Source organism: Pseudomonas sp. B28(2017) (genome assembly GCF_002113025.1).
GTDB lineage: Bacteria > Pseudomonadota > Gammaproteobacteria > Pseudomonadales > Pseudomonadaceae > Aquipseudomonas.
Genome location: NZ_NEJH01000001.1, coordinates 822,694 through 835,175, shown reverse-complemented (window position 1 = coordinate 835,175; position 12,482 = coordinate 822,694). Strand labels below are relative to the sequence as shown.

Annotated in this window: 11 protein-coding genes and 1 pseudogene; 3 read left to right on the top strand and 9 right to left on the bottom strand. The window is 59.9% G+C overall.

Annotated features, from left to right (window positions below; all coding sequences use genetic code 11):
• Positions 1 to 11: 11 nt before the first annotated feature.
• Entirely contained in the window at positions 12 to 968 is a 957-nt protein-coding gene (locus tag CAF65_RS03835; RefSeq protein WP_085715087.1) for a threonine dehydratase, read from the bottom strand.
• Positions 969 to 1,064: 96 nt separating this feature from the next.
• On the opposite strand from CAF65_RS03835, the gene CAF65_RS03830 reads away from it, so the two are divergent.
• Positions 1,065 to 1,883: an AraC family transcriptional regulator gene (locus CAF65_RS03830; protein ID WP_085715086.1), complete on the top strand. Its 819-nt coding sequence runs from the start codon at positions 1,065 to 1,067 to the stop codon at positions 1,881 to 1,883.
• Here CAF65_RS03830 and ctlX read toward each other — a convergent pair.
• The 6 genes from ctlX to CAF65_RS03795 all read right to left on the bottom strand — a co-directional run bounded on the left by ctlX (position 1,828) and on the right by CAF65_RS03795 (position 7,308).
• Positions 1,828 to 2,802: a citrulline utilization hydrolase CtlX gene (ctlX, locus tag CAF65_RS03825; protein ID WP_085715085.1), complete on the bottom strand. Its 975-nt coding sequence runs from the start codon at positions 2,800 to 2,802 to the stop codon at positions 1,828 to 1,830. The two genes, CAF65_RS03830 and ctlX, sit on opposite strands and share 56 nt — an antisense overlap.
• Positions 2,803 to 3,726: 924 nt before the next feature.
• The gene (locus tag CAF65_RS03815) at positions 3,727 to 4,206 is read right to left on the bottom strand and encodes an Lrp/AsnC family transcriptional regulator (RefSeq protein WP_007974731.1); all 480 of its coding nucleotides are present in this window, start codon (positions 4,204 to 4,206) and stop codon (positions 3,727 to 3,729) included.
• Between the two features lie 12 nt (positions 4,207 to 4,218).
• Entirely contained in the window at positions 4,219 to 4,980 is a 762-nt protein-coding gene (locus CAF65_RS03810) for an ABC transporter ATP-binding protein (protein ID WP_085715083.1), read from the bottom strand.
• Between the two features lie 56 nt (positions 4,981 to 5,036).
• Complete coding sequence (locus CAF65_RS03805) at positions 5,037 to 5,747, bottom strand: ABC transporter permease (protein WP_085715082.1); 711 nt, start codon at positions 5,745 to 5,747, stop codon at positions 5,037 to 5,039.
• Entirely contained in the window at positions 5,744 to 6,469 is a 726-nt protein-coding gene (locus CAF65_RS03800; protein ID WP_085715081.1) for an ABC transporter permease, read from the bottom strand. The genes CAF65_RS03805 and CAF65_RS03800 overlap by 4 nt, the downstream gene beginning before the upstream one ends.
• Positions 6,470 to 6,528: 59 nt before the next feature.
• Complete coding sequence (locus CAF65_RS03795; protein WP_085715080.1) at positions 6,529 to 7,308, bottom strand: transporter substrate-binding domain-containing protein; 780 nt, start codon at positions 7,306 to 7,308, stop codon at positions 6,529 to 6,531.
• 586 nt (positions 7,309 to 7,894) lie between these two features.
• Here CAF65_RS03795 and CAF65_RS03790 point away from each other — a divergent pair.
• Together CAF65_RS03790 and CAF65_RS28645 are read left to right on the top strand one after the other, a co-directional pair.
• Positions 7,895 to 8,968 (top strand): ornithine cyclodeaminase, encoded by a 1,074-nt coding sequence (locus CAF65_RS03790; RefSeq protein ID WP_085715079.1) that lies wholly within the window; start codon positions 7,895 to 7,897, stop codon positions 8,966 to 8,968.
• Positions 8,969 to 8,975: 7 nt separating this feature from the next.
• Positions 8,976 to 9,174 (top strand): annotated as a pseudogene (locus CAF65_RS28645) (NAD(P)/FAD-dependent oxidoreductase); the annotation flags it as partial.
• Positions 9,175 to 9,331: 157 nt separating this feature from the next.
• Here CAF65_RS28645 and nirD read toward each other — a convergent pair.
• Positions 9,332 to 9,709: a nitrite reductase small subunit NirD gene (gene nirD, locus CAF65_RS03785; RefSeq protein WP_085715078.1), complete on the bottom strand. Its 378-nt coding sequence runs from the start codon at positions 9,707 to 9,709 to the stop codon at positions 9,332 to 9,334.
• A complete protein-coding gene (gene nirB / locus CAF65_RS03780) occupies positions 9,709 to 12,270 on the bottom strand; it encodes a nitrite reductase large subunit NirB (protein ID WP_085715077.1) in 2,562 nt (853 codons plus the stop codon). Before nirB ends, nirD begins: the two co-directional genes overlap by 1 nt.
• Positions 12,271 to 12,482 lie beyond the last annotated feature (212 nt).

Genomic DNA, 12,482 nt, shown 5'->3' with positions numbered 1-12,482 from the left:
GCGCGATTCTGTCACGCAATCACTCGCGCATACACCGATCTGTCGACGTTTCCTCCGGATAGAATCACCCCCACCCTTCTCCCCGCCATGTCTTCACGCTCTGCAATAAGTGCTGCCAATGCCGCCGCACCGGCCCCTTCGACAAGGTTGTGGGTATCGGTGTAGTACACGCGCATGGCCTCGGCAATCTGCGCATCACTGACCGCTACGATCCGGGCCGCACCTGCCGCGTACACGGCAAAAGCTTCTGGCACTGGCTTGCGTACGGCCAACCCGTCGGCAAAGGTGGTTGCCGAGGCGGTTTCGCATAGGACTCCGGAATCAAACGATAACTGTGCGGCCGCCGCCTCTGTGGAAACCACGCCCACCACTCGGGTCTTCAGACCCAGCGCATCGCGGGCGGCGATCACCCCACTGATCCCCGATCCACAACCAATCGGTACATACACGGTATCCAGGTCTGGCGCAGCGTTGAACAATTCCAGCGCATAAGTGGCGACACCTTTGACCAACTCAGGGTGAAACGGCGGTACCAGGAACAGGTCATGCGCCTGCGCAAGGCGTGCAGCCTCTTCACGGGCTTCATCGAAATCGCGGCCGTATTCAACCACTTCAGCGCCAAAACCGCGCATGGCGTTGTTCTTTTCTACCGAGTTTCCTTCCGGCACCACGATCAACGCCTGCAAGCCCAGTGCGCCCGCCGCCAGCGCCAGGCTCTGGCCATGGTTGCCGCGGGTAGCGCTGACAATGCCCTTCGCGCCAGGGTGCTCGCGTTTGAGCCAGTGCATGAAAGTGATACCGCCGCGCACTTTGAAAGCACCGGTAGGCGTGTGATTTTCGTGCTTGACCCACACCGTGCAACCCAACCGTTGGGCCAGTAAGGGCCAAGGGTACTGGGCGGTGGCAGGCATTACCTGGTAGATGTTGCGGGCAGCCTGTTCGATATCGTCGCGAGTCAGTTTGTGCATGAGTTATCCCCCTGAGATTTTGCCCAGTCTGAACACGGGCACCGTCTTGCGGCTTTCAGAAAACTGACCTGACTTTTGCGCCTCACCTTCACTACTATGGTGTTCATGAATCATCGAAACCGCCTGCCGCCACCGCTCTTGTCCGAACCGATCCGCCGCATCGAGGCCGGGCCCTGGGCGATCGAATTGCTACCCGGCCGCGCCTACGCGACCCGGTATGTAGCGACCCAGGCGGGAATCGGCTTTGCCTTCGACAGCCAGCGAGGCCTGCACGCGATCGGCAGCGACCGGGTACAACCCTTCGATGCCATGCCCAACGGCCTGGCGTTCATCCCCGCCGGGTGTGACGTGCTGTCCGAATCAGCCAAGGGCGGTGAATATCTGCGGGTGATACGCACCGACGGCATTGCGTTGGTGGGGGATCGTGCCTTTAACAATCGCATCGATCAGCAAGCCACTGTCCTCGCCCGGCGAATGCGCGCCGCGCTGTTGCAGGCTTGCGTGGACGACGATTGGGAGGCTTGGGCACTCGCCTTGTCTGAGCGGGCGACGGGTAGCGAAGCCATGTCGACAGCGCCCCATGGCTCGATAACCGGCCACAGGATGCGCTTGCTCGATGAGTTCATTGATGCGGGCCTCGATGGCCCGTTGAGCGTATCGGCAATGGCGGGCCTGCTTGGATTGTCCGAAGGCTATTTCATGCGGGCATTCAAAAACGCCACAGGCAAAAGCCCGCACGGTTACCTGATCGAGCGACGCCTCGCCAAGGCCCGAGCCTTGATGCTCGATTCAACGGCCACGCTGACGGAAATCGCCTACGCCTGCGGTTTCAATTCCCAAGCGCACATGACGACCACCTTCAGGCAACGCCTTGGCGTGAGTCCGGCGCAACTGCGTCATCACACCCGCTCCTAGCCGGGGAACGTTTGGGCAGGAACACCTCGGCCAGCATGCAGCGTGCGCTGCCGCCGCCGATGCGCTCGATGGTGTCAATGTTCACCGGCAACGGGGTGGTGTGAGTTTCGATCAAACGGCGCTGATCGGCGTCCAGCGAATGCCAGGCGGTGCGCGACATCACCAGCAGCGGCTCGCCCGCTGCGTTGTGCACTTGCAGCATGTTGCCGGCAAAGGACTCCAGCTGTGCCCAGTTCAGGGCGACGACCTGTTTGCCGCTGGTTTCGAGCCGTTCACGCAACGCCGCACGTTCGCCCGGTTGAGGCACGGACGCCAGGCACGCCACCGCCAGGCGGGTGCCGACACTCATCATCACATTGGTGTGATAAATCGCCACGCCCTGGCGGTCCACGGCGTTGAACGCACACAGCTCATAGCCCAAATGGGTGACCAACTGATCCAGGGCCTGAGCGTGGGTGCGCGTGGAATACCCGGCGTAGCAAATCCGCTGCTGCCGATCCAGCACCATGCTGCCGGTGCCCTCGAGGAAAATCTCCTGCTCTTCGAGGCTGGACAGGTCCAGCACCTGCTCGATCCGGTATTCGTCCAGCAACCCGTCGAGTACACCTTTGTCCCGCTCCAGGCGCCGGTTGTGGCCCTGCATCGGGTACAGCACCAAGGTGCCATCCGGGTGGGTGCTCCACCAGTTGTTGGGGAAGATCGAGTCCGGGGTATGCGGCGCTTCGCGATCGTTATGCACCAGGACCTCTACGCCGTGCCGACGTAATGCATCGACATAGCCATCGAACTCGGCAAGGGCCTTGAGTTGTACGTCTTCGGCTATTGCTGCCGGACGCTGGAAACGGTTGTTTGCCGCCGTGTCCTGATTGAAGGAAAAACGTGTCGGGCGAATCATCAATACCGTATTGGTGGTTTGCATGGGCACAGACTCAATGAGGGTCGAGAGAGGCTCATTGTCTGTTTCCAAGCGGGAAAAACCCGGTTGATAACGGCTGTTGGGGTGATGAAAACGGTTGAAGATTCTGGGTTGTCCAGCCGATTCGGTGAGGCCGCAAAGGTGGCCTGGCAGCCGATCTGGATATTGTTGATTGAGTACATATCCATTGCTGCGGTAACGGCTACTTATGGTTCCGCTTTTACAGCGGGTTACTTGGAAGAGCCCCAAGTAACCAAGGGCTCTTGCCCCTTTCGTTCGGCCTCTCGAGGGGGCAAGCAGATCAAAAGCCAAAGCCAAAGCGAGGCGGCCTGACAGCCGGCCTGATCACAATTGAACGCCGTTCCCCTGTAGGAGAGAGCTTGCTCGCGAAAAATGTCTGAACAACGCGGGCATTCAGACAGCCCGCGTCATCGTTGACGTCCATCGTCGGAACGCCGCCCGGAGCAAGCTCGCTCCTACAGAAGAGCAGATCAGAGCAAAGCAAAGCAGGTCGGCGTACACCCGCCCCGCTCCTCACCACTCAACAGGCCGAGCGTTAGCTCGCCTGCCGCTCTTGATCTTGATCCACCCGCCCCCTCGGCAGGCTGAGCGGAGGTGTTCATCCGGGGATGGGCGCGGAGCGCCGTTCGACGCAGTCGAACCCATTGCATGTAGGTCGCGCGCAGCCGACCGGAGGGCAATGCCCCCCGGATGAATGCCGGAGCGAAGGAACCCCGAGCCCTGGCGAGGGGCCGGACGTTCGGGGCGAGCGCTTTTTTTGCTTACTTTTTTTGAGACGTTTGTCAAAAAAAGTGAGTCGCCGTAAGGGCGAAACCACCAGCCGCCGTTACCAAAAAAACGGATATTCACACCGACAACAAAAGACAGGCTGGCTATCAGGCCGCCTTCGCGAGCAAGCTTTTGATCTTACTCCATCGTGGTCTTGACCATCGCCAGCTCCGGGTGGCTGACCAGTTTGTCGATGTGCAAATCCGGGTCGTCAAACCAGACTTCGGTCAACACCCTGTAATGCTCCATGTCACGGCAGCGCATGCGCAGGCTGTAGTCGAATGCGCCACTGATCAGGCGACATTCCAGCACCTGCGGACAGGCGCGCACCTTGGCCTCGAAGGCCTTTTGCGCTGCGCGTCCGCTCTGGTTCGACAACGCCACCAGCACCAGCAACGACAAGCCCGGCGTCAGTTTCTTCTCATCGAGAATCGCACCATAGCCGCGAATGACCCCGAGCTGCTCCAGCTTGCGTACCCGTTCCAGGCAAGGCCTGGGGGTCAGGTGCACACGCTCGGACAGCTTTTGATAAGTGATGCGCCCTTCGTGGCGCAACACTTCAATGATTGCCTGGTCGATACGATCAAGCACGATCGACAGATCGCGGATATCCGCCATGTACGCTTTGCCTCACTTCAAACGACCCGATAGGAATTGCTGCAAACGTTCGCTGTTTGGCCGGTCGAGTATCGTAGCATCACCCTGCTCCTCGACCCGGCCCTGATGCAAGAACAACACCTGGCTGGAAACCTGCCGGGCAAACCCCATTTCGTGGGTCACCATCAACATGGTCCGGCCTTCTTCGGCCAGCGCCTGAATCACCTTCAGGACTTCACCCACCAGTTCCGGGTCGAGCGCCGAGGTGGGCTCGTCGAACAACAGGATTTCGGGTTCCACTGCCAGGGCACGGGCAATCGCCACCCGCTGTTGCTGCCCGCCCGACAGAAACGCCGGGTACTGATCGGCCACCCGTTGCGGCAGGCCGACCTTGTCCAGATACGCCCGTGCACTATCTTCAGCAGCCTTGCGGCTCATGCCCAGGACTCGACACGGCGCCAGCACGATGTTCTCCAGCACGGTCAGATGACTCCACAGGTTGAAATGCTGGAACACCATCGCCAGTCGCGTGCGCAAACGCTGCAACTGCTTGGGGTTGGCAACGCGCATGCCACCAACACCCTGACGGGTGAGGACCCGCTCGCCATCCAGGGCAATGGCACCTTCGTCCGCCCGCTCCAGAAAGTTGATGCAGCGCAGCATGGTGCTCTTACCCGAACCGCTGGCGCCGATCATGCTCACCACGTCCCCTGCCCGTGCGTTCAACGAGACGCCCTTGAGCACTTCGTTGTCACCGAAACGTTTATACAGATTTTCAACCGTGAGTTTGTACATGCGAATACTCCTGGAGCAGCACGTTTATCGACGCCGCTCTGGATTAAAGATGGAAGTCAGTGGGTCGGGCCGAGAAAGCTCAGCCAGCGTTTCTCCGCCAGCCTGAATGCTCCGACCAGCCCGAACGACAGCACGAGGTACAGCAGACCGGCGATGCCGAATGCCTGGAACGTCATGAAGGTCGCCGCATTGGCGTCCCGGGCGATTTTCAGGATGTCCGGAATCGTTGCGGTAAATGCCACCGAAGTCGCGTGCAGCATCAGGATCACTTCGTTGCTGTAGTACGGCAGCGCGCGGCGCAGCGCCGAAGGCAGGATCAGTTGCAGATACAGGCGCCAGCCACTCAGGCCATAGGCATGGGCCGCTTCGATTTCGCCGTAGGGAATACTGCGGATCGCCCCGGCGAAAATCTCCACGGTGTAAGCGCAGGTATTGAGGGTGAACGCCAGCAAGGTGCAATTCATTGCGTCGCGGAAAAACGCTTCGAGCAATGGCTGCGAACGGACCACGGCGATGCCGTAGATGCCGCTGTAGCAAATCAGCAACTGGATATACAACGGCGTGCCGCGAAACACGTAGGTAAACAGCTGGACCGGCCAACGCAAAACGCCCCAGCGCGACACGCGCAAGATCGCCAGGGGCAGAGACAGCATGAAGCCCATGGCAATGCTCGCCACCAGCAACCACAGGGTCATCGCCAACCCGGTGAGGCTTTCGCCATCGCTGAACAGGAAGGGTCGCCAGTATTCGGCAATCAACTCGATCATCGCGCCATCCCCCGTACACCCTGGTTGTAGCGCCGTTCCAACACGCGCAATACGTAGTTCGAAACGCTGGTGATCAGCAGGTAAAGCGCTGCGGCCAGCAGCAGGAAATCGAGCATGTTGAACGTACTTTTACCGGCTTCCTGCGCGACTTTGACCAGGTCCGACAAACCGATGATCGATACCAGTGCCGTGGCCTTGAGCAGCACCAGCCAGTTGTTGCCAAGGCTCGGCAAGGCGAAACGCATCATTTGCGGGAACACCACGAAACGAAAGCGCTGCCAACGGTTCAGGCCAAAGCACGCCGCAGCTTCCTGTTGCCCGCGTGGCACACTCAGAATCGCCCCGCGAAAGGTCTCGGTGAAATACGCACCGTAGATGAAACCAAGGGTGACGATGCCGGCCACGAACGGATCGATTTCCATGTACGCCCAGCCCATGGCTTCGGTCAGGGCGCTGAGCCAGCCTTGCAGGCTGTAGAAAATCAGCAGCATCAACACAAGATCAGGCACGCCACGGATCAGTGTCGTGTAAAAGGTCGCCGGCAGATTGAACAGCCTCAGCGGCGACAGCTTTGCCGCCGCGCCGAGCAGCCCCAACGCCATGCTCACCACAAGCGCGAGCGCCGACAGTTTGAGGGTGACCCAGGTGCCGTGCAGCAACAAAGGGCCATAGCCTTGCAGGGCCGAAAGGTCGAGCCCCAGGATATTCAGGAAGGAATTCACACCAGTCACCTGTCTTGATGCGCCCCGGTCGCTGCGACACAGCGGCCGGGGCACGAGGATCAGTTGTTGTAGAGGTCCAGATCACCGAAGTGTTTCTGCTGGATCTGCGCATAGATGCCCTTGTCGTGCAGGGCCTTGATGGCGGCATTGAGCATGCCTTTGAGCTCTTCGTTGTCCTTGCGCACCCCGATGGCGATTTCCGAAGGCACCAACGGGTCGCTGATGCCTTCGCTGTTCTGGAAGTCCGCTCCTTGCGGCGAGGTCAGGAAACTCATCTGCGCTTGCAGCTTGTCCTGGATCGACGCATCGAGACGGCCATACACCAGGTCGGCATAGACCTGATCCTGATTCTGATAAGCCCGCAGTTTCACCCCGCCCGGCGCCAGCTTGGCCTTGGCGTAGGTTTCCTGAATCGTGCCTTGCATGTAACCGATGGTTTTACCGCGCAGCGACTCGGCGGTGGGCAGCAGTCCGGAGTCTTTGCGGGTGACGATGGCGGTCGGTCCGGCGTACAGGCGATCGGTAAAGTCGATCTGTTTTTTGCGCGCGTCGGTCACGGTCATCGAAGATTCGATGGCATCGAACTTACCGGCCTTGAGCCCCGGAATCAGTCCGTCGAAGTCATTGCTGACCCACACGCAAGTCAGCTTCAACTCGGCACATATCGCATTGCCCAGATCCACGCCAAAGCCCTGAACCCCGCCATCGGCCGTGGTGGATTCAAAGGGCGGATAGCTTGGGTTGACGCCAAATCGCAGCTCCTTCCATTCCTTGGCGCTGGCGCCCGTGGTGCAGCACAGCAACGCGAGTGCCGGCAAAGTCAGCCATTTGATGTTCATCTTCTTGAGTCCCGGATTATTTGGATTTATCGCGATCCGGCGCCAGCGTCGGACCACACTTTTTTGACAGGGGCAGAGAGTCGATGCGGTCTTCACCGCAGCCGTTTTTGTTGTTGTTTTCGACCGCAAACAGCCAGTCGCCGGAGTTGCATTCCATCTCAAGCGGCTATCGACAAGCGCTTGAAACGGACCGCCAGAATGCCAATTGCGGGGAAGATGCTGGTGTCGTAACCCCAGGTTCAAACAGCGTGACTGTGCTGAACGAAGGGCTATCACAGCCGATTCTGTCGTCTGCTGTAAATCACCGTTTCTCCACTTAACGGGAGCGGCACAGGACGTGTGATGGTCTTTGCGGCCTTCTTTATCTGCATGACGATGCATCGTGAAGCACCAAGCCGATTCCGCTGTGCGTGCTCTGTTTTTCGACTTCTCTCGCTGTATCCAGGGTCGGTATTGGCCGAAATCTTCTCTCCATTGCCTCGACAATAGGTCCGTCGCAAATACATGGACCAGCTCCCGGGTCGCAGCCGCCAAAGCGAAAGGCAGCCCGGGCCTGCACACCCAAAAACGTCCAAAGGAACCCGATATGACCCGTTACATCGACGTCAATGATCTGAGCCGTCTCGTCCAGGAAAAAGGCTTGCCTCGATGCCTGACCGAAATGGCCGAGTACATCCGTCAGGATTACGTACGCTGGCCGGATTTCGAAAAATGCGCGCGCCTGGCGAACCACTCACCCGAGGGCGTCATCGAACTGATGCCCGTGTCTGATGCAGCGCTCTACGCCTTCAAGTATGTCAATGGACATCCGAAGAACACGCACAATGGCATGCTGACGGTCATGGCGTTTGGCGCACTGGGAGACGTCGATACCGGCAAGCCTGTGTTGCTGAGTGAAATGACCCTGACTACCGCCATTCGCACCGCTGCCACTTCTGCGCTCGCGGCCCGCTACCTCGCCCGGCCGGACAGTCGCCGAATGGCACTCATCGGCAATGGCTCACAGAGCGAATTCCAGGCCCTGGCATTTCATACCTTATTGGGCATTACTGAAATCAGCCTCTACGACATCGACTCTGCCGCGACAGCGAAGCTGGTAGCCAACCTGCGGGCCTACCCCGCCATTGCGGTGACCGTTGCCAAAACCGTCGCAGAAGCGGTACGGGGTGCCGATATCGTGACCACGGTCACGGCCGACAAGGCATACGCAACCATTCTGACGCCTGAAATGATCGAGCCCGGGATGCACCTCAACGCAGTGGGCGGCGACTGTCCCGGCAAGACCGAACTGCACCGGGACATCGTGGAGCGTGCACGGGTCATGGTTGAGTACGAACCGCAAAGCCGCATTGAAGGCGAAATTCAGCAGATGCCCGCCGACTCCCCGGTTATAGAGTTCTGGAAAGTCATCAATGGCCAGACTCAAGGTCGCCAGCACGCCGAGGAAGTCACCCTGTTCGACTCGGTCGGCTTCGCCCTCGAGGACTACTCTGCCTTGCGCTATGTGCTGGATGTAGCGAGAACGCTCAACATTGGCAGCGACATCCAACTGGTGCCAGAGCTGCAGGATCCCAAAAACCTGTTCTCGTTGCTGCAGCCTTCGGCAACAGCCGATGTGCATACCGTTCAACATGTGAGGTCCCCGGTGCTGGAGGTCTGATCCCGACAGCGATCACATCGCGTGTCCCCCGTCCCTCTACCGCCAGCCCGAATACGTGACCTGCCTGGGCCTGGGCGCGTGGGGCGCGGTGTACGCCGAAGGCAGGGATCGTCAGCTGAAGCAGGAACTCGAGTCGCAGAACAACACCGTGTGGATCCCCTGCCGCCGCCCTGGTGGCAGCCGATCCCCTGGTCCCGGTGGCCTGATTGCTTCGCGCCCTCCCTGCCGTCGCAAGCGCGACATTCGTCTGATGTATTCGACCCAAGCAAAAGGAGAACGAGCATGACCATGTCACTGACATTCCCTCCCAACAGTCTGCTACAGGAAAATGCCGCCCCACGCTCTGCCCCCTGGTCGTAAAGGTCAGTTGACAGCGATCTCCACAGACTCTGCGTTCAGCCTTACCGGCCACACACGCAAGCGCTGCTCCGGGTACTCCAGACAGCTGCCGTCCTCAAGGCGGAAATGCTGCTTGTAGATCGGCGATGCAACCACCAGATCACCCTTGATGCTGCCCACCAAACCGCGACCGATGACATTCGCACCGGATTGCGGGTCATGGTTGTCGATGGCGTAGAGGGTACGACCCTCGGCACCCGGTAGGTAGAACAGCGCCACTTGTGCGCCGTCGAGCCAGACGACGACGCCGGAGTTGCTGACCAGGTCCTGTTGCTCGCACACCGTTTGCCAGGCCTCAGGGCTTTCCAGGGAATCGATGCGTTGGGTATTGGACTGGCTCATCAGGCGATCTCCTCGGTGACAGGGATAAGGTTGAGTTCGGCGGCCATGATCGGGCGCCGCTGGCCGCGTTCCTGGACAAAGTGAATATCCGGGTCCGGGCGTTTGTCGTTGACGAAGGTGCGAAAGCGCTTGAGTTTTTCCGGGTCCTTGAGGACGTTGGCCCATTCGCATTCATAGCGGTCGACCACCAACTGCATCTGCGACTCCAGTTCGGCGCCGAGCCCGAGGCTGTCGTTGATGATCACGTCCTTGAGGTAATCAAGGCCGCCTTCCAGGCTTTCGCGCCACACCGAGGTACGCTGCAATTTGTCGGCGGTGCGGATGTAGAACATCAGGAAGCGGTCGATGTAGCGGATCAGGGTCGCATCGTCGAGGTCGGTCGCGAACAGCTCGGCGTGACGTGGGCGCATGCCGCCGTTACCGGCGATGTAAAGATTCCAGCCTTTCTCGGTGGCGATCACGCCAACGTCTTTGCTCTGGGCTTCGGCGCATTCCCGGGTGCAACCGGACACCGCGAACTTGAGCTTGTGCGGCGAGCGCAGGCCCTTGTAGCGGTCCTCGATGGTCAAGGCCATTTGCACACTGTCCTGCACGCCATAACGGCACCAGGTGCTGCCGACGCAAGACTTCACCGTACGGGTCGATTTCCCGTAGGCGTGCCCGGTTTCGAAACCCGCCTCAATCAGTTCGGCCCAGATGTCCGGCAGTTCATGCAACTGTGCGCCAAACAGGTCGATACGCTGGCCACCGGTGATTTTGGTGTAGAGGTCGTATTTCTTCGCCACCACACCGATCGCGATCAGTTTGTCGGCGGTGATCTCACCACCGGGGATGCGCGGCACCACCGAATAGGTGCCGTTTTTCTGCATGTTGGCCATGAAGGTATCGTTGGTGTCCTGCAGCGGCACCAGTGAAGCGTCCATGATCGGCTGGTTCCAGCACGAAGCGAGGATCGAGCCCACCGCCGGCTTGCACACGTCGCAACCGGTGTGGCCACGGCCATGCTTGGCCAGCAGTTCTTCGAAGGTGATCACCCCTTCTACCCGCACCAGCGCATAAAGCTCCTGACGGGTATAGGCAAAGTGTTCGCACAGGCTCTTGTCGATACTGACGCCACGGGCAATCAACTCATGTTCGAACACCTGCTTGAGCAACCCGGCACAACCACCGCAACCGGTGCACGCCTTGGTCTGCGACTTGAGCAGGCCGAGGTCGGTGCAACCACCGTCGATGGCCGAGCAAATGGAACCCTTGGTGACGTTGTGGCACGAGCACACCGTGGCCGCTTCGGGCAAGGCGCCCGGACCCAGGGTCGGCGCGCCTTCGGACGACGGCAGAATCAGGCTGGCGGGTTCCGCCGGCAGCGCAATCGCGTTCTGCATGTATTGCAGCAGCGTGTCGTAATAGCTGTTGTCACCCACCAGCACCGCACCGAGCACGTGCTTGCCGGTCGCGTCCACCACCAAGCGTCGATAGCTGGCCGTGGTTTCGTCGATGAACTGATAACTGCGCGCGCCCGGCGTGTTGCCGTGCGCGTCGCCGATGGAGCCGACATCGACGCCCAGCAGCTTCAGTTTGGTCGACATGTCCGCGCCCATGAACGGCTCGGCGGTTTCGTTGCACAGCAATGCGGCAACACCGCGCGCCATTTGGTAGCCCGGGGCGACCAGGCCAAAAATGCTGCCGTTCCACGCGGCACACTCACCGATGGCATAGATGTTCGAATCGCTGCTCAGGCATTGATCGTCAATCACCACACCGCCGCGCGGGCCGATTTCCAGTGAGCATTGACGGGCTAGTGCGTCTTGCGCGCGGATACCGGCGGAAAACACGATCAGGTCGGTTTCAAGAAATTCGTCATTGGCGAAGTTCATCCGATAGCGGTATTCCTCGCCTGCGCTGATCGATTGCGTGCCGCGCGACAGGTGCACACCGACGCCGAGGCGTTCGATCTGCGCCTTGAGCGCCAGGCCACCGTACTCGTCCAGTTGCACCGGCATCAGCCGCGGGGCGAATTCCACCACATGAGCTTCCAGCCCCAGGCTTTTCAGGGCGTTGGCCGCTTCCAGACCGAGCAAGCCACCGCCGACCACTACTCCGCGCCGGGCGTTGGCAGCCGCGGCACGGATGGCGTCGAGGTCTTCCAGGGTGCGATACACCAGGCGCGAATCGCCCTCGGCGCCGTCGATCGGCGGCACAAACGGATAGGACCCGGTGGCCAACACCAATTTGTCGTAAGAAACGCACCCTTGCGCGGTGACCACCTGGCGGCATGCGCGGTCGATTTCCAGGACCGGCACTCCCAGATGCAGCGTGACGCCCGGAGTCTGGTACAGCGAGGCTTCACCGAGGGCCAGCGACTCGGCATCACGGCCGGAGAAATATTCGGAAAGGTGCACGCGGTCGTAGGCACGCATCGGCTCCTCGCTGAAGACGTGCAGCCGATAGTGATCAAGGGCACCGCGTTCGATCAGTTGTTCGACACAATGATGTCCGACCATGCCATTGCCGATTACGATCAGCGTTTGCAGCTTGTTCAAAGTGGCAACATTGGAATTCATAAGAGACACCCGTCGATAGCTGTTCAAAAAGCAAAAAAAAACGCCTGAAACCTTGCGGTTCCAGGCGTCTTTGCCTGTTCATTTACGGTGCCAGGTCAGGCATCTATGCCGGATCCACCGATGTTGCCCACGACCTGCTCGGCCAATCGATCGTCGTTGACCGAGGGGGCTGCCCACTCGACTGCGTTCACAGTGGACCTGAACGGTGTCTT